The 19260-nt window shown below is 42.8% G+C and carries 14 protein-coding genes and 3 tRNA genes; 4 read left to right on the forward strand and 13 right to left on the reverse strand.

The window, feature by feature from the left end; genetic code table 11:
- Positions 1–383 precede the first annotated feature (383 nt).
- The 11 genes from ACQKCP_RS07015 to ACQKCP_RS07065 form a co-directional block, all read right to left on the reverse strand.
- Positions 384–2513: a protein-disulfide reductase DsbD domain-containing protein gene (locus ACQKCP_RS07015; RefSeq protein WP_427611798.1), complete on the reverse strand. Its 2130-nt coding sequence runs from the start codon at positions 2511–2513 to the stop codon at positions 384–386.
- Positions 2514–2560: 47 nt separating this feature from the next.
- The gene (locus ACQKCP_RS07020) at positions 2561–3109 is read right to left on the reverse strand and encodes a protein-disulfide reductase DsbD domain-containing protein (RefSeq protein WP_427611799.1); all 549 of its coding nucleotides are present in this window, start codon (positions 3107–3109) and stop codon (positions 2561–2563) included.
- Positions 3110–3353: 244 nt separating this feature from the next.
- Positions 3354–3791 (reverse strand): type II secretion system major pseudopilin GspG, encoded by a 438-nt coding sequence (gspG, locus tag ACQKCP_RS07025; protein WP_347162791.1) that lies wholly within the window; start codon positions 3789–3791, stop codon positions 3354–3356.
- A 521-nt stretch (positions 3792–4312) separates the two neighbouring features.
- Positions 4313–5515, reverse strand: a complete 1203-nt coding sequence (gene gspF / locus ACQKCP_RS07030; RefSeq protein WP_427611800.1) for a type II secretion system inner membrane protein GspF — start codon at positions 5513–5515, stop codon at positions 4313–4315.
- An 83-nt stretch (positions 5516–5598) separates the two neighbouring features.
- A complete protein-coding gene (locus ACQKCP_RS07035; RefSeq protein ID WP_427611801.1) occupies positions 5599–6660 on the reverse strand; it encodes a hypothetical protein in 1062 nt (353 codons plus the stop codon).
- A gap of 310 nt (positions 6661–6970) precedes the next feature.
- The gene (locus ACQKCP_RS07040; protein WP_427611802.1) at positions 6971–7906 is read right to left on the reverse strand and encodes an AraC family transcriptional regulator; all 936 of its coding nucleotides are present in this window, start codon (positions 7904–7906) and stop codon (positions 6971–6973) included.
- 445 nt (positions 7907–8351) lie between these two features.
- Positions 8352–8427: transfer RNA gene (locus ACQKCP_RS07045), tRNA-His, on the reverse strand.
- Between the two features lie 41 nt (positions 8428–8468).
- Positions 8469–8545: transfer RNA gene (locus ACQKCP_RS07050), tRNA-Arg, on the reverse strand.
- A 105-nt stretch (positions 8546–8650) separates the two neighbouring features.
- Positions 8651–8727: transfer RNA gene (locus ACQKCP_RS07055), tRNA-Pro, on the reverse strand.
- Between the two features lie 219 nt (positions 8728–8946).
- Complete coding sequence (locus ACQKCP_RS07060) at positions 8947–10494, reverse strand: McrC family protein (RefSeq protein WP_427611803.1); 1548 nt, start codon at positions 10492–10494, stop codon at positions 8947–8949.
- A gap of 15 nt (positions 10495–10509) precedes the next feature.
- Positions 10510–12027, reverse strand: coding sequence for an McrB family protein (locus tag ACQKCP_RS07065; RefSeq protein WP_427611804.1), 1518 nt, complete (start codon positions 12025–12027; stop codon positions 10510–10512).
- Between the two features lie 378 nt (positions 12028–12405).
- On the opposite strand from ACQKCP_RS07065, the gene ACQKCP_RS07070 reads away from it, so the two are divergent.
- Together ACQKCP_RS07070 and ACQKCP_RS07075 are read left to right on the forward strand one after the other, a co-directional pair.
- Entirely contained in the window at positions 12406–13131 is a 726-nt protein-coding gene (locus tag ACQKCP_RS07070) for a DUF4442 domain-containing protein (protein WP_427611805.1), read from the forward strand.
- Between the two features lie 38 nt (positions 13132–13169).
- Entirely contained in the window at positions 13170–13643 is a 474-nt protein-coding gene (locus ACQKCP_RS07075) for a RidA family protein (protein ID WP_427611806.1), read from the forward strand.
- A gap of 106 nt (positions 13644–13749) precedes the next feature.
- Here the strand turns inward: ACQKCP_RS07075 and gspE are convergent, their stop codons facing one another.
- Positions 13750–15303 (reverse strand): type II secretion system ATPase GspE, encoded by a 1554-nt coding sequence (gene gspE / locus ACQKCP_RS07080; protein ID WP_427611807.1) that lies wholly within the window; start codon positions 15301–15303, stop codon positions 13750–13752.
- Positions 15304–15629: 326 nt separating this feature from the next.
- Here gspE and ACQKCP_RS07085 point away from each other — a divergent pair, with 326 nt between their 5' ends.
- Entirely contained in the window at positions 15630–16451 is an 822-nt protein-coding gene (locus tag ACQKCP_RS07085; protein WP_101205496.1) for a thiazole synthase, read from the forward strand.
- Between the two features lie 174 nt (positions 16452–16625).
- Positions 16626–18065 carry a WS/DGAT/MGAT family O-acyltransferase gene (locus ACQKCP_RS07090; RefSeq protein WP_427611808.1) on the forward strand — a complete coding sequence of 480 codons (1440 nt, stop codon included), beginning with the start codon at positions 16626–16628 and terminating at the stop codon, positions 18063–18065.
- Between the two features lie 92 nt (positions 18066–18157).
- Here the strand turns inward: ACQKCP_RS07090 and ACQKCP_RS07095 are convergent, their stop codons facing one another.
- The gene (locus ACQKCP_RS07095; protein WP_057758174.1) at positions 18158–18985 is read right to left on the reverse strand and encodes an inositol monophosphatase family protein; all 828 of its coding nucleotides are present in this window, start codon (positions 18983–18985) and stop codon (positions 18158–18160) included.
- Positions 18986–19260 lie beyond the last annotated feature (275 nt).

Genomic DNA, 19260 nt, shown 5'->3' on the forward strand with positions numbered 1-19260 from the left:
TGTCCTTTATCTAACTAGCATTAGTGCTAGCAGAGTATATGAGGTAATTAATATAGCCATTAGCGTTGTCGCTAAAATAGAATTGACTGAGACTATCAGCTAATCGCAGATATTAGGAGCGCAAAAAATGACAATTAGTGCCCCTGCTGCATTGTTTCCTTATTGTAATGAAAATATAAGCACGATACTAGCTTTATCGACAGTTAAAATAAGCACCTATCAATATAATTGCTTATATAACAAATACTTAATAAATATTCTATAGTATGAATTTAACAGCATCAAAAAAGCCAGCATACTCTATCTTAGTATACTGGCCTTCTTAATATTCTTAAGAATTTTCGAAATATCACACTGGTTTCTTAAGTGTTCATTGTTAAATGTTAGTTGTTCAACGCCGATAATGTCTGCTCAAATTCTGAGCGACCAATCTCACCCACTTGCTGATTTACTAGCTGACCATCAATATAATACAGTAGCGCTGGTGGACCAAAGAGTTGGTAACGAGACAACACGGCTTTTGAGTCTGCTGTCGTCTCAGTGATATCAAGCTTCACTAATTGCCAATCTTGCATCTGCGCTGGACGATTGTGAAACAGGTTCTTGTCCATAATGCGGCACTCAATACACCACTCTGCTGTCAGATCAACAATGACATTCGGATTGGCTGCGACAATGGCATCTAGCTCTGCAAGCGTCGTGATCGTCTTATCAGTGGTGCTATCACTATTCGCTGGTTGACCAGACGTTGACTGTACAATCATCGGTGCTGCACCCAATGATGCTAATGGATGTAAGCTATCGTCATTACCCAATGCAGCGCCGACTATTAAACACGCTGCCCAAATACCAGTGATAAGGCTTAGTGCTTGGGTCAGCATACGACCTTTACCTAGCCAACTCCATGCCCATGTTGCCACGACCATAAACCATAACGCCCATACCATCAGCATGACTGGCGATATAAAGACGCGCTCAATCAATAGCAGTGCCACGGCAAACAGTAGTAAAGCAAAGCCTTGTTTGACCCAATTCATCCACTCGCCTGCCTTTGGCATAATCTTGCCTTGAGTGGCACCGATTAGGATAAGCGGCGCTGATAAACCAAAACCCAGCATGAATAAAGCGGCAAAGCCGAGCAACGGACTACCAATGGTAGAGACCGCTAATAATGCCCCAAATAATGGTGCAGAAACACAAGGTGACACGACTAGCGCTGATAAAAACCCAGCGATTAAACTGCCGCCTGTACTACCAAGCTTGCTGTCACCTGCTTGGCTTAAGCCTTGCATCTTTCGACTGATCACTTGTGGTAATCGCACACTGAAAAGACCTAACATGTATAGTGCGAGAAGTATAAAAACAATAGCAAAGCTAATGAGAATAATTGGATTCTGCAACCAACCAATAATACCTAAAGACTCACCGAATACTGCGATAACAGCGCCCAAAATACCATAAGCAGTCGCTACCCCAATAGCGTAACTGGTGGTCAAGATGACGCCGCGTTTGACCGTTGGATTTTGTTCGCGAGCTACGATATTGGCTACAATAGGCAGCATTGGTAACACACACGGCGTCAAAGCCAAGCCTAAGCCTGCTAAAAATAACAGTACTAATGCCAGCCAAGGGTGAGAAGCCAAACCAAAAGGATCGCTATCAACGAAACTGTTGCTCAAGGTACTTTCGCTATTAGCCGTCTCGCCTGTTACGCTGCTAGTTGCTGCAGAAATCGTATTCGTCGCTGCACTACTATCTAAAGAATCATACTCTACAGCGCTGTCATCAATGAGATCATAATCAATAGCCCCATCGTCTGTCAGTGCTTGCGCCTCATCAGGCAAAGTACTATCAAGCGCTGTTGAGCTTGCTTCCTCTGGTGTCGCCTTAGCACTATTCTCTGAGTCGGTCGAGCTCGCAGTACTCTCACTATCTGCTGATACCTGCGTCGATGCAGCTGCAATATCGACAGTCGTATTAATCTTTTCAGGTGGATAGCACAGTCCTGCTTTTGCACAACCTTGCCAGCCGACAACGATAGCTCCGTCTTCTATATTCTTGCCACTATTGTTCGTCAGTGTGGTGGTAGCGACCATATTTGCTTGGTCAAATACCAGTACTTTGCCAAAAGTCGGATCATCTATCGAATATGGTTTCTGGCTAAAGGTAAAAGGTGCAGCCGTCACGCCAGCGGGTAGCGTAAGCTTAATTTGCTTTTTATAGACGTAATGTTCAGGAGTGATATCAAAATTAATAGATAACCGCGTACCTGCTTTGACAGGGGTACTATCTGTACTCACCTGAAACGCTTGATCTACTGGCAAAAACTTTGACTTCGATGAGCTTTCACTACTACCAAAAAGGTCGCCTAACCCTGCCGCTTGTACCGTCGATGTCGCTGATAAACCTGTCAACAATGAGCCACTAGCGATAGCAAGCGCTAAGATATGGGATTTTTTCGAATGGGTAGATACGCTAAATGATGAGGACTTTGGTGATGTCTTGATGGACATGAATGGCTACCTATTATTACCGATATTTTAATCAATCTGCTCGCTATTTATCTGCGTGTCGCAGCAATATCTATCTTGGTTTTAACTTTTTCTGGTGGATAGCATAGCCCAGCCGTTGCACACCCTTGCCAACCAATAATAATAGGCGCGTTTTTGGCGCCCTTACCATTACTCGTCGTCAGCGTCGTGGTTGCAATGACGCTTCTTTGCGTAAATACAGGAACCTGACCAAAGGTCGGATCATTGATTGATACTGGTGATTGATTAAAAGTGAACGGCGTGGCACTTATTCCTTTAGGGAAGCTCAACGTAAGCTTATCCTTATAAACATAATGCCCTGGCGTAATTTCAAAACTGATCGACAACCGCGTGCCTTTGGAAGTCGCTTTGGTATTACTGACCACCTGAAAGGCTTCATCCACTGGTAAGAACTTTGATTTTGCCGAGGAGCTATTTTTAAATAAATCATTTAACCCTGCTGCTTGTACACTGATCGATGTCATTGACAAGACCGTTACTAATGAAGTACTCGCAACGGTTAGAACCAATTTATAGAGGTTTTTAGAAAAGTATTTATTAGACTGTTGGATCAACATAGATGATTACCTTTAATTGCAGTTTGCGATGACTTTTTGCTGAGCGCCTAGATATATTTATAACACTGGCTATCAAACTTGTATTGAACAGTAGGCAGTTTATCTACTGATAAAAAATATCAACCAATAAGGGAATATTGGTTGATATTTATAAATTGTTGAAAGTGCATCGATGAACGAATGTTTCATTCTACAAAGCTATATCAGTATCAAAATTTGTTCTCTATACGTATGTTATTAAGCCTTATAGCTGAGCATAAAGATCTGCATCTTGACCTTCACCACCTTGTTGACCATCAGCACCTAACGAAAATAAATCGTAAGGTCGCCCTTCACTACCTGGTGCAACATATTGCATCTCATTTTCCCAGCCATCAGTTGGATAGCCACCTTTAATATACCCACCTTCAGGATAGTTTTTTGCATCAGCAGGCGGTGTCGTAAGCGCCTCTAATCCTTGAGCGGTCGTCGGATAACGTGAATTATCAACCTTATACATATCTAGCGCATTTGAGACAGTGGCAAGCGCCGTTTCAGTTGTTTTAACACGGGCCTTATCACTTTGACCAACTACTTTTGGTACCACCAATCCAGCAAGAATGGCTAGGATCACAATAACGACCATAATCTCGATAAGAGTAAATCCTGCTTGACCAGACTTTTTTGTCGCACTGCACTGCATAGCTGAAGAAGCAGTCTTATGGTCATTTACAACATTCGGATGGGATTGCATATCCTGAATAGCACTTTTTGGCGTCATATTTACTTGGAGTTTGTCAGTCATAGTCATCGCTTTGGTCATCACAGTTATGTAAATAGTAAAAGTGGCGTTCTATCGTGGCTCTCATCAATGATATATCAATGAGCTCTGAAACTATTGTCACTATAAACCATGGTTTTATTTTTATCCAGCACTGTGCCCAGTTTGAGTTTGCTATTTCAACCGAAGTTAAATGTTAGCAGACTCTATATGTATGACTATTAATCCGTGCTTACTATAGCGCGGCGCTGGTGTTTGCCATAGCAAAAATAGCGTTCGTTCAACAATATACAACAGTAAGCAAACCTTAAGAAAGCTAGTCCAAGGTTTAGTAAGCAAGTTAGGTGATATGAATAGAGCAAAAGAGAACTAAATAGAGGTTTTGGAGATAGGAAACTGTCTGTATGTGAATAGCATAATGAATCATCGGCTAGCGAATTAACTTAGCCTGCTAAATCGTTCATATTGACAATAGGTAGCATAACCGCCATCACAATAATCATGACTACTATGCCCATTAGCACCAGCATTAGAGGTTCAAGTAATGATAACAAAGTACTGATAAAATTGGTTGCTTCTGCCTCCTGCATATTGGCGGCACGGCTCAGCATATTTTCAAGCTCGCCTGAGTTCTCCCCACTTTTTATCATCTGTACCATCATCGGTGGAAAGTAAGTGGATTTCTCTAGCTGGCTAGACAAACTAGAGCCTTCTGTGACCCTATCAGCCGCAGTAATAATAGTTTTTTGGATATGTAAATTGGTCGTGACCGCAGCACCGATATGTAATGCCTCAATCAAAGGCACTCCTGAGCGTACTAGTATCGCAAGGGTACTGGCAAATCGCGCGGCATTCAGGCCTTTGGACAATCTGGCGAGTATCGGCAATCTAAGCACCACACTATCAATAGTTAATTTACCTGCTTGCGTTTGGGCAAAACGGTAGAATAAAAATGCGGTACTTGCAAATACCAATAGTATTAACCACCACCACTGAGTAATGATATTCGATAGCGTGAGAACAATTTGAGTAATTAAAGGCAGCGCTTGCTCAGACTGTTCAAAGACTTTGACAATTTTGGGCACAACGAAACTCATTAGCCCCATAATTACCGCGATTGCCATTACCATTAGGACAATCGGATAGACCATAGCCCCTTGGATTTTCTTTTGGAGGGCAAAGCGGTTTTCGGTGTAGTCTGCTAGCTGATTGAGGATAAGGTCGAGGTGACCAGATTTTTCGCCTGCGGCAATCGTAGCGATGTATAACGGTGGGAAGCTAGCGGCTTGTTGCAGGGCACGTGCTAAGCTGAGTCCTTCCAAGACATGTGAGCGTACTGCAAGCATCAGGGATTTTATATGAGTCTTTGGGGATTGCTTAGCAACCGCTGCCAAGGTTTCTTCGAGTGGAATACCGGCTGCCAATAATACAGATAGCTGACGTGTCAGCAATGCAAGCTCGTATGCAGACGGTTTTTTGTAGCGGTTTTTGCTCTGACTTTGTCTGTCATTGACAGGGTTGACTTCAACGGGCGTCCATTGCTTATCACGCAGCTGCTGGCGAATTTGCCGCGCAGAATCCCCCTCTAGCAAGCCTTTTTGGACAACACCATGGTCGTCAAGCGCTTTGAAATGATAGGCAGGCATGGCAACAGATATCCTAAGAAGCTTACAGATAGACAGTTATAATTTATGACTTAATAGAAATTTATTAATTTAACATGCGACGCTTAAAAAAATGGCGTTGAGTCATTACTATCAGGCATCAAACCTTGTAATAACAAGACATCCAAATGCTGCTGCTGTAGCTTTTTATCAAAGTCATTGACCTCAGCGATGAGCATTCTTTCAATGCGTTTATCACTCGCAAAAACACTCAAGCGCGCGCAGATGACAGCCAACTGATAAATACGTTTTTTGCAATAACCGTCGAGACCTTGTAATAGTCTGACCATATGCGGGGTTTCAAGACTGGCGTAATCATAGTCAGCCACGACTTGCTGGCCAAGAGCTGTGACGCCATAAGTAATCGACAGATGGGCACAATAATAACAGCTGAATAAATAACCAACCACATGACCGATATAATAACCTCGATCGTAGGTAAAACTACTCACGCCAAAGTGACCAAGTACATAACTGTTGAGGCTACCTTGGTCGCGAATTGGCTTGCCGTGCTTTAACTTACCGACTGTAGCAAAGCACAATGGATTGCCACCATCTTGAGTCGTCAGCTGCCAACCGGCGGGCTGCTGTGCAGGCATATGACGCACGATATCTGCAATAATGTCATCAACTACATGCAGCTGCTGCCAGAGTCTTTCGAGCGTATCCGTATCCATCAGCCCACGTTTATCAAGCTGCTGCGCAAGTAAATATTGCTGATATTCTGCGAATTGCGGCTTCAGGGTTTGTACCAAATAAGTAGGACGCGTATTGGCAGATGCCATATATAACAGTCGAGTACGCTCATGCTGAGCACGATAAAGCGAGACACGCTGCGTAGCGACATTGGTTTCTTGAGCAGCAGGTTTTGCAGCTACTGTAAGACTATCGGATGACTCAGATATTACTGCTTCAGTTGCTACCGCCTCGATATCTGACAAAGTAAACATCGTCAATAATGCCGCCTTATCAGGTGTCTCTACCGACTCATTTTTCGGCGCATCTTTGCTGACATGCGGGTTCTCTATAGCAGTGTTTTTATCAACATTACTTTCTATTTTAGCAGTTGCAGCAGCCTCTTGTTGGCCATTGCTTCCTGCATTTAGCTTTGCGGTCGGTTCAGTCATAACATACCATCAGCAGCGAAAATAAACATCGTCTCGATTCTTTTATATGCCTATCATACAAGGACATATAACGCGCTACAAAATCAACGCTTTTGTCTCGACGACTCATCAACCCATAGTACCTGAACACAGACTCAATGTCAGCTGCCCTTAACTAAAATAGCCATAGCAAGTTACCAAAGGTCTGATAGATATGAGTGACTCAACGTTTATAAACAATATGTATTCACAAATTAAAAAAGCGCCAAGGACATATAAATGACCTTAGCGCTTCTAATCGTGATTTTACTTAAATAAACAGCAACTAGAGCTATGCAAGATTGTTCTGTCGATACTGCTGACGGTATGCTTTTGGCGAGACACCATACACACGTTTAAATGCCTGACTAAAAGTCGAGTCTGAGGCATAACCTACCATCTCGCTAATACGGCTAATACTATTTTGCTGTAAGCGTAAATAGCGAGCTGCCAATCGTAAGCGGTAATCTATCAGATAAGTTAATGGCGGCATACCAACAGTGTCTTTAAAACGCTGTGCAAAGCTGGAACGCGACATCCCAGCTACTTCTGCAAGTTGATGAATGGTCCAGCTTTCACTCGGTTCCCCATGCATTGCGGCTAGTGCCTTGGTCAAAAATGGATCCTTCATGGCTTTGAGCCAGTTTTCTGTAGCTTCAGGCAAGCTTTCGATATAGACGCGCAAACACTCAATCATCATGATGCTTGCCCAATGATTGATTACAGCCGTTTTGCCCATACGCTCGCGCTCAGCTTCTAGTGTCAGCAGCTTTATCTCTACATCAATCACTTCAAACCGACCGTCAGCAGCATCATTGAGCTCCGGTAATATTGGTGGTAGTACTGACAACAGAGGATTAATCATCTCTTTGTCGTATTTGCATTCGATCAGTATCAAAGAAGAATTGGGGTCGCCATCGCCATCGATATCAAGTGTACGCTCAGTGCAATTGCTCAATAGTTCATCAAGCGACTCAGTAACATCGCCATGGTGATTAAGTGCGTAACTCACATGCTTGTGCGCATTCGGAATCATGATCATGTCGCCAGCGCGAGCTTCTCTTAGACCATTACCAACATCGATGCAAAAACCGCCAGACATTACTAAGTAAAATAAAATGGTGTCTTTTCTAGTAATAGAATAAGACCAATTGCCAGTGCCATTTAGACGATAATACTTAGTCTCAAATAAATGCACGTTTTGCAGCAATACACTTAGTGCGTCCATCAATCAATTCCTCAATAATGCAGATTAATAACGATTCATCTTAAAAAAATAATAGTATTCTTAATAACGATTTCTGTCAGTTTCCTCTATGCCAATACTTGCTCCAATAAATAATTTTTATTAAATACGATGGATGTGATAACACTTAAGCATAATGCATCATTTAAAACGTCATGTCTATTTACTTATTAGAATTACTAAACAATAATAGAGGAGACACAGTCACGCTAGGCCTTAAGGAAAACCTGCAGGAAGTATTGATAAAAATTTGGGGGATTATCTAGTATTGAAGATGCTATCAAACTCTATCTGTTTAATCTTATAAAGGTAATATAGAGATAAAATCGAATAGGCATAAAAAAATCGCCATCAAGGGCGAGTGCTATTACTGATATATTTTTAGATTAAGATATGATTTGTATGTAGATACATACAGAATAAAATATGGGGCGACTGATGGGACTCGAACCCACGACAACCGAGATCACAACCCGGGGCTCTACCAACTGAGCTACAACCGCCATAACTATTGCCAAAGAATAGGCAAGATTTGCAGGCTAAATGGTGCGCCTGGCAGGATTCGAACCTGCGGCCACCTCCTTAGAAGGGAGATGCTCTATCCAGCTGAGCTACAGGCGCTCTTAGAGGACTTTTATATACTAAGCTTACTTTACGATATATTTTACTATATCAGAAACTAAACCGTTATACATAAAAAAAAGCCTGTAAGGCTCTTAAAATAGATGGTCGGAGTGATAGGATTCGAACCTACGACCCTCTGGTCCCAAACCAGATGCGCTACCAAACTGCGCCACACTCCGAAATTCTCTATTATCACGATAGTTTGTTAATCAACTCGTTGTTGGCAATGCCGCTAACTTGTTAATGTTCCTCGCTATCGAGGTGCACATATTAAGGGGTAAAGGCGATTGTGTCAACACCTATTTTCGATTAATTTCAAATAATCGCTAATTTTTTTAAAATTACGTCAATTTCGCCAAAATAGTGACAGCAAGACCCTTTTCTTATTTACCTATCAGTCAGTCATTCGCGTTGTCATTGATAACGATATTAGCTTTGTCCAAATGTGGCAGTACTTCACCGTTGAGTGTACCTGTCAAAACATCAAACGGCATTAACCATAAATGGGCATCGGCTGACTCATTTTTTTTAATATCATCGCTACTGTCACCACTGCCATAGTAAATTTGTTGCTTAAGCGCTACTGGCTGCCTATCACTACCTAGCACCGGATAAACCAACCAAACCTGCCCCGCCAAGTAAGCTTGTGCATAGCTGGTCAATTGATAAGCGTCGCTCGCACTAATTGCAGCAGCATGCGGTAAGTACTTCCACTTAATGTCGATGACATGACTGTAGCGACCTTTGGTTTTGTTTTTGGCTTTAGTTTGATTAGCTGCTATATCGTTCTGGTTTTGACAATCATCAGAGGCAGTTTTAAATATTAGCAAATCAGGCCGTATAGATAAGCATGCTAGTCCCTCAGCATCGTTTAGCCAGACACTTTGGGTCTGATAAAAAGGACGGTAACTACTACTAATCTGTTGAAACATCGATGCGATACGCTGACTTGCCCATTGCTCAAAAGCTTGATTCATATCGATCAACAAACACAATCTTAGCTGAGAGCAGTTTTGTCTATTTGGATCAATACCGTTACCTGTCGCAGCTGGCGTCTGTTTCAATAACCAGTATGCCAAGTCTACTAACTGCTGCGCGGCGTGCAATTTTTGCTTTTGGAGTGGCTGAACATCTAGCTGACGCTTTGCTTGAGCATATATTAATGCTATCTGCTGCATTTCGCGGTTGTTTAGCGTAGGCACTTGCTGCCATGGCTGCAACAGTTTTGAAGAAATAAACTGGGGCAATAGAGGCATCAAGTAAACCAATGCACTCTTAATCAACCGATTGGCCAACATATCATGACTTAATACGCTACTTTCACAGATGAACTTATGCGGTTGCATACTATTGTGACGCAGTTGCTCTTTGATGAGCAGTCGACCTTGCAGGGATGCCTGATTGTCAGTCTGAGCCTGATAATGCTTGGTTGGTTGATAATCCATTAAACGCTGCAAAAACTGCTCAATCAGCCAGTCTGATATAGGCAATACTTTTAACGGTAAAGGAGTGGACTGGGAACTAAACTGACCGAAGTTTTTCGTATTGGGTAGCTTACGATTGTTATGCGCATCAAGATGTATCAAATCCGATAGCATACCCTGTACCCAATGACGAGTCTGGACGATATCATTGGTCTGAGTAGACTGATTGAGCTTTGGCAATATCTCAAGCGTCATGCCACTAGGCAGTAGAATAATCCCAATATAGTGCCCCACCTTAAGCTGCCATTGCCCTCGCTTACGCTTGATAGTAAATGCTGCAAACTCTTGCGCTATTAGCCAATCGAAATCAGATGCTTGCAAAAAATCATGCACGGTCAAACGTTGATGCTCAAACACAGTGATAACGTTCATGGTAGCGACACTACTGTTAGGGACACGAGTCTGGCGACTGTTTGCCTCAATAATGTGCTCTTTGGCGTAATATGGATTATTTGTTATCACTGAACAGTTACCCTGCTAGTACAAACGCTGATAGATAGCAGCATGATTAAACTCACCATCCCTAGCGATCAAATCGGCATTGATAGTATAGCTATTCATACTCATAGACTGACCAAGAAAAGAACCCTGCCCTGCAAACATTTGGTGTTCAGCGGAAGCATTGTTTTGACTGTTCATCGGATTATACAAGTCGTCATTCATCAATGCTTGACTGTCCTGTACGAACTGCTTGCTCGTCGGTTGCTGCTCATCTCTAAAGATATACTGCAGCACCGTAATTTGACCACCAGCTGCTTGAGCCAATTGAGGGATAATTTGTTCAACGAGAGCCGTTTGTAATTGCTCTAACTGAGTGACTGCGAATAAAAACGCATGACCCAACTGCGCTTCTACTCCCAGTGTCTGCACGATACGTCTATTCAAGCCTGTTAGTAATTTACTCAAATCTATCGCACCTGCTTCTAAGTCTTCAGACAGTCCAGTGTCGGTGTCATTGCTGGCTCGAATTGTTGATAGTAAATTAGGCTGCGGCGGACAATCCATAAAGCGAAAACGTCGGCGTAATGCCATATCAAGTGGCGCTAAAGAATGGTCTTGGGTATTCATAGTGGCATAAATATCGACATTGGCAGGAACACTAAAAGCACGCCCAGAATACGCCAAACTCACTGTCATCGCATTCGGCTTGCCCGCTCGTTTATCAGGCTCTATCAAACTGAGAAGCTCACCAAACACCCGTGACACGTTAGCACGGTTAATCTCATCAATTAGCATTGCATAACGCTGCTGAGGGTCGCGAGCGGCACATTGGCATAGCTTTAAAAACGCTCCATCTTGCACCGCGTAACTCATTTGAGTTTGATTAGAAGGGCTGTTATTTGCTTGAGTGGTGCCACTCATGACAGGCCGTATACCTTCTACAAACTCTTCATAACCGTAGGCTTGATGGAAGCTCACCATACTAAAGCGTTGCTTAGCAATGTTTTGATTTTGATGGGCTTGGTTGTCACGCTGTGCCTGCTGAAACTCTGCTAATTGCTGTGATAAATCTTCTAGTAACACTATACTCTCTGGCAATAAATACCATGATCCACTATTGTCTTTATCAAAATAAGCTTGGCTAGCACGGTTATCAAAACTGACTGTTTGAGAGTTCGTAGGGCTATGTCTGCGTAACTCTAGCCAAGCTGTACTGTCCAGATTTTTCTCACGTGAGTTCTGAGCAGCTTTGGTCATAAAAAAAGGATGATCAATAATTTCTCGTACCTTTAACAAATCCTGTTGTTCAGCACGTAAATCTAAAAACACCAGACACAATACTTCGCGCCAGCTTAAGCCTTGCAGCAGTTGTTCTAATAAATCTTCATTTTCAATCTTGGGTAGATAGTCGGTATATCGCTTCGCGATTTGCAGCAATCTATAGGTTTTACCTGTACCAGCAACGCCCGTATAAATAATATTGGTCGGTTCATGAGCAGACATATCAGGCATAACGTTATCCGGCGGCATTGAAAACAGGTTTAAAATAGACATGCTAACATTTTGTCATTATAACGTGGCTATCTATTGGCATGGTAACTATAGTCAACCCTCTATATATTAGATACGGTGTCAGTCTCGCTTAGTCTACTATTCGTAGTACTTCCACTCAGGCCTTCTTTGTCCAAATGACGCTGGCATATAAGATGACTAGGCTGCTTTAAGTGGCGATCTAAACTAATGACATAACCTAGCAACATAGCCACGCTACTATAGTTTTGTAAGCGCAGCAGTTCATGCTAATAATAGTAGGAAGGCAATGGTTGATGTACCATAGTATTTGTAGCGACTTTCATTATCTATATTTGTGTCGCTATCATAAAAAGCCATGCTAAGAATGTCATTCAACTCATTTACGTTAAGGAATTTTGTATGTCAGGATTATTAAAAAAACTACCCGCCAAGTTGACCAATAAACTGCCAGCCAAAGTATCTGACAGCACAAAACCTTCAGTTGAGAAACCCAGTAGCACGCTAAAACCAATTAGTAATCAATTTACCAAACTGTTATCAGTCACCAAATATCTGCCTGCTGGTGCACGCTCAAGTATTTTATCTAAAGCCTTTGGCAAGGTCGTTCCCTATGTCGGTACAACTGGCATTTATTATGAGACGGTAGAACCAAACCAAGTCGTCGTTAGTTTAAACAACAATAAAGCCGTCCAAAACCATATCGGCTCTATTCATGCAGTCGCCATCACGTTACTAGCTGAGACGGCTACGGGGTTTATTTTAGGTTTAAACTTGCCTTCTGATCGTATCCTACTGATTAAATCTTACTCAGTAAATTTCCATCGCCCGATTAAAAAAGGTCAAATTGCTGCTGTGGCAAGCTTGTCTGATGAACAGCGTTTGGATATCCTAAACACGCCAAAAGGTGAGATGATTATTCCTTGTGTCATCAAAGATCGTGAGTCTGATAGTGACCGCGATCCAATTGTGGTTGAGATGACGTGGGCATGGATACCAAAAGCGGAGCTAGAGGCACGCCGCCAAGGTAAAGCGTCTGAAAAAACTGCAGAAGATGACACTAAAACCGAGGCACCAATCGAAGAAAACGATGCATTATCTACTCAAAATAATAGTACTGATAAGTAGTTAGTAAAAATTGATAACAAACCCAATGAGGAAACAGTATGTCGAAACTTAGTACTTGCCTATCTACGCTAGCGCTAGCCACTCTGTGCTCATTGGGTTTTGTTCATAGCGCTAATGCCAATACAACGACAGCTGTCAGCGTTGCTAAGTCTGGGCCTACTTTCTTGGGCGATGGCGGAACTTATCCTTTTTCAGAGGCTGTACGCGTGGGCAATACATTGTATATGTCAGGACAAATTGGCTTTAAAGATGGCAAACTGGTCAAAGGCGGTATCAAAGCTGAAACCAAGCAAGTGCTCGATAACATCCATATCACGCTATTAAAGTACGGCTACCGAAAGTCTGATATCGTTAAATGTATGGTCATGCTGACTGATATGGATGACTTTGATGACTTTAACAAAGTCTATAAAGCTGAGATGATAAAGCCTTATCCTGTACGCTCAGCTTTTGGCGTATCAGAACTGGCTGCTGGAGCAAGCGTTGAGATTGAATGTATGGCTGCAAAATAATAGCGGCTAAAAACTCTAAAGCTCCACAATTAGAAAAATATTAAAACAACTGGCTATTTACGCCAGTTGTTTTTTTATTTGCTATCCCAATATCGAGTCTGCAAATTTATACCAGTATTGTCTCGTCCGTTAATGCGCTCTCTTTCGTCACTCGTAGCACTTCTTCCAATGTCGTACGCCCTTCTATGACCTTATGCAAACCATCTGCACGAATAGATGGTGTTTGCTGGCGCGCATACTCTTCCAGCTCATACTCAGCCGTATTGCTATGAATCATACGGCGCAATGTATCGTCGATTGGCACGACTTCATATATAGCAGTACGTCCTTTAAACCCTGACTGATTACATTTATCGCAGCCAACTGGCTTGGGCAAACGAATCGACTCACTTGCTATATCTTTGGCATTACTCTTCAGCGTTGACCCAATGCCAATTTCGGTAAACAGCTTGGCTTGCTCGGTATCAGCAGCCTGCCAGCTCTGACAGTGTGAACATAAAGTACGTACCAAACGCTGCGCTACTACGCCAATAAGCGATGACGACAACAGAAACGGCTCAACACCCATGTCCTGTAAGCGAGTGACTGCACCGATAGCAGTGTTGGTATGCAGCGTCGATAATACCAAATGCCCTGTCAAAGAAGCCTGTACGGCAATCTCTGCTGTCTCTAAATCACGAATTTCACCAACCATCACCACATCAGGATCTTGACGAAGCATTGCACGCAAACTTTTAGCAAATGTCATGTCTACTTTATTATTAACCTGCGTCTGCCCGATACCATCAAGCTGAAACTCAATCGGATCTTCGGCGGTCAAGATATTGCGGGTCTGATCATTTAAATCGGTCAATGCAGAGTATAGCGTCGTGGTTTTACCCGAGCCAGTCGGCCCTGTCACCAAAATAATACCGTGTGGACGATGGATTAAGCGTTTTAGCTCAGTATAGTCATTATCAGACAACCCCAAATACGTCATATTTAAACGACCAGCTTGCTTGTCTAATAAACGCATAACCACACGCTCACCAAAGCTTGATGGCAAAGTCGATACACGCACATCGACCTCTCGCCCTGCCAGTCTTAAACTGATACGACCATCTTGCGGCACTCGCTTTTCGGCAATATCTAACTTAGCCATTACCTTAATACGCGAAACCAACAATGGAGCCAATTGGCGTTTTGGTGTGATGATTTCTTTTAGCTCACCATCGACTCGGAAACGGACGACTAAACGTTTTTCAAAGGTCTCAATATGAATGTCTGAGGCACTTAAACGGATGGCTTCGGACAACAATGCATTAATCAAACGAATGATAGGTGCATCGTCTTGTTGATCCATCAAGTCTTCAGTTTCAGGGACACTATCTGCCAAGCTATCGAGATCAGGATGGTCCTCAAGTCCAGCAGCAATATGTTGCGACTCTCCTGTATTGCCCGCATAAGCGGCGTTCATACGTTTTTCAAAATCGTCCGCGCTGACACTTTCGTAAGTAGGTACACCGCGAATGCCTTGCTGCTGTAAAAACCGTACCGCTTCATTGATCGCTGACAACGGAGTAGCTTTGGTGAGTACTAATGTTGGCGGCAATTCAGGATCTATCGCAAGTATGGCCAAAATCTGATGGCGTTTCGCGAAGCTGTATGGCAACTGCATCATAAAGATGGCCCAATAAGTGAGGAGAGGATAAGAAGAACGCACGCCAAGACAGAATGGATGCCTTGTCCTTAACAGTTCGAATCAAAAAAGACTGCCAGTAAGGTTGCATGAGTTTGTTATAATAGCATTTTGTTTTAGACGGGTATTATTTTATGTGACTGGCGCTTTATACCTATCGCCCAGCACATATTATTACTATCAGAGTTAGCATATCATGCGATTTTTTGCTGACAGCTTGCCATTGTCTACTACACCTTTTAGATTGCTTAGATTACCCATCATATTTTGTCTGTCCCTTCTCCCGCTCGATATTAGGATTTTCCGTTATGTCAGAGAACGTTAGCACTACTCACCCAACACCACTTTTACAAGATACCTTTACTGTCGGTAGCCGTACCTTTTCTTCACGTCTGCTGGTTGGTACTGGCAAGTATAAAGACATGACAGAGACTGGAGAAGCCATTGCCGCTTCAGCAGCCGAAATCGTGACTGTCGCCATTCGCCGTGTCAATATTGGACAAAATAGTGATGAGCCTAACTTATTAGATGTGATTTCACCTGATAAATATACGATATTACCGAATACTGCTGGCTGCTTTGACGCCGAAACAGCCATTCGCACTTGTAAGCTTGCTCGCGAGTTATTGGGTGGGCATAATTTGGTTAAGCTTGAGGTATTGGGGGATGAAAAAACCTTATATCCAAACGTTATGGAAACCTTAAAAGCTGCCAAAGTATTGATCGATGATGGTTTTGAAGTAATGGTTTATACGTCAGATGACCCTATCGTTGCACAAGAATTAGAAAGCATGGGCTGTGTCGCTATTATGCCGCTTGGCAGCTTGATTGGTTCAGGACTTGGTCTACTCAATCGTCATACACTTAGCTTAATAATCGAAAATGCTAAAGTACCCGTATTGGTTGACGCTGGTGTCGGCACTGCGTCTGATGCTGCACTTGCGATGGAGCTTGGCTGTGATGGCGTACTGATGAACTCAGCCATTGCCAATGCGCAAAATCCAGTAATGATGGCACACGCAATGAAACATGCTATGTGGGCAGGTCGCGCTGCGTTTTTAGCAGGTCGTATGCCTATGCGTAAGATGGCTACTGCCAGCTCACCACAAACTGGGTATTTCTTTCAATAAGTTGAAGCATAAATGACATGTCATAATAGAGCGTGTTGAGTATTTACGTATAGCGCTGTCAGTGCTATGGTTGATTGCTCAACACGCTCTATAAAATAATAAAAAATGTTATTTGATTGAATCTCTACTTATTATAATTTTCACATAACACTTATCGTCATAAAAGGATTTATTATGCGACTTCTCACAGCAGTCGACCAGTTGTTTCTACTTCTTGAGTCGCGTAAACAGCCCATGCACGTTGGTGGGCTGTTTGTATTTGAATTACCAGACAATGCGGATAGCGATTTTGTCTATCAATTGGTAAAACAAATGCAAGAGTCTGATGTACCGCCTAGCTTTCCTTTTAATCAGGTACTTGAACATTTAGCCTTTTGGAAAAAAGACAAAGACTTTGATGTTGAGCATCATCTGCATCATGTTGCGCTACCAAGTCCTGGACGCGTACGTGAATTATTGATGTATGTCTCAAGAGAACATGGGCGTTTATTAGATCGTGCCATGCCTTTGTGGGAATGTCATGTTATCGAAGGTATACAGCCAGAAGTCGAAGGTGGACCTGAACGTTTTGCATGGTATTTTAAGATTCATCACTCTTTGGTTGATGGCATCGCAGCGATGCGTTTGGTTCAAAAATCCTTATCTCAATCGCCAACCGAACCAGTTACCCTGCCTGTCTGGTCGTTGATGGCGCGCCATCGTAACCAAGTAAACGCTATATTACCTGCCGAACGATCTATCAGGGGCATCATAAAAGAGCAGATATCTACCATCAAACCTGTATTTACAGAATTGCTAGATAACGTGAAAAACTACGGTGATGAAGGGTACGTCGGTACTTTTGACGCCCCGATGAGTATCTTGAATAAACGTATATCAGCCTCACGGCGTATAGCCGCACAGTCTTATGATATACAGCGGTTTAACGATATTGCTGAAAGGCTCAAAATTAGTAGGAACGATGTGGTACTGGCGGTCTGTGCAGGTGCTATTCGTCGCTACCTAATATCAATGGATGCGCTACCGAGTAAACCGTTGATTGCATTTGTCCCGATGTCACTGCGTACAGATAACAGTATCTCGGGCAATCAGCTGTCATTTGTATTGGCAAACTTGGGTACGCATTTGGACAATCCACTGCGCAGGATAGAGCTTATCCATCGTAGTATGAATAACGGCAAACGTCGCTTTCGCCGCATGAACCAAGCGCAGGTCATTAACTACAGTATCGTCTCATACGCGTGGCAAGGCATCAACTTAGCGACAGGACTGTTTCCTAGAAAGCAGGCATTTAACCTGATTATCTCTAACGTACCTGGTTCTGAAAAACCACTGTACTGGAATGGTGCACGTCTGCAATCATTGTACCCCGCTTCTATCGTCTTTAATGGTCAAGCGATGAATATCACTTTAGCCAGTTATTTAGATAAGATTGAGTTTGGTATCACCGCTTGTAGCAAGGCGTTACCTCGCGTACAAGATATGCTGATGCTGATAGAAGAAGAGTTGCAACTGCTAGAAACTACCAGTAAAGAGTTAGCATTCAAAGGCATTACTGTTGAAGATAAAGCTGGCAATAAGGGTAACGATAAAACAAAAAAGCTGGCTCCATAATGGAACCAGCTTTTTTCATTTATACTCAATCTAGATATTACTTGAATTTAAATCTTGCAAGCGCTAAACGTTAATACCATTAAGGTTAACGTTTAGATTGCGTCACCCCAGATTGGTACAACTGTTTGCATCAATGGCTTAAGCAATTTCACATTACAAGCGAAGATAGAGCCTGATGTCATAGAGTTGTGCGCGCCAGTATGATCAACCACCACACCGCGTGCTTCAGTTACGATAAGCTCGCCCGCAGCGATGTCCCAAGGCTTGATAGACATCTCAAAATAACCGTCAAAACGACCAGCGGCAACATAGCACAAGTCAAGCGCAGCTGAACCCATACGACGTACCTGACCACCTGCCTCAGATATCTTCTGTAAGCTCTCAAAGTGCTGTTTAGCATAAGAGATAACTTCGCCATTGCGCTTACGCTCAAGCGGATGACCAGTCGTAAAGAAACCGCCATCAATGGTTTTGCGCTCGCTCACTTGCATACGGCGATTGTTCAAGCGAGCACCTTTACCACGGCTCGCTGAGAACATCTCATCACGAACAGGATCATAGACCACACCATGTTGGGTAACACCTTTATGCTGTACAGCGATAGATACGCAGAACTGCGGTACACCATGAACGAAGTTCTTAGTGCCATCTAGTGGATCGATAATCCAGCACCAGTCAGCATCTTCGCCGCGGCCTTCTTGCATACCGAACTCTTCACCTAAAAATGAATGATTAGGATAGCTGGCTTTTAGCGTCTCAATAGTGAGCTCTTCGCTAAAGCGATCAATGCGAGTAACCAAACCATCAAGTCCTTTAGACTCAATATCTAACTCGATTTTGTGGCGGTTTTGATGCGCATATAAAATCTCTTTACCAACTTTTTCAGCAGTACGCGCTGCGATGACGACCATGGGTTCCATAAATAACCTATTTGCTTGATGAATGAATATAAAAAATAAGACTAACTTTGTGCCCACAACATGCCAAACAGCCGCCGCATCACACCACATCTATGCGATTAAAAACGTGTCTCTTATAAACGAAAACTTATAAAAGCCACCCGCATTATACTAAAATTGTTCGATAAAAACGAAAAAACCGTCACGCTGACCAAGCCAGTACTTTGGCGATCATCTAAACTGCGCAAGTTGTAAAAAAGTTAGCACCTACGGCTAGTAGGCGTTTGCTCTGTTTA

The organism is Psychrobacter sp. NPDC078631, assembly GCF_050268165.1.
Classification (GTDB): Bacteria; Pseudomonadota; Gammaproteobacteria; order Pseudomonadales; family Moraxellaceae; genus Psychrobacter.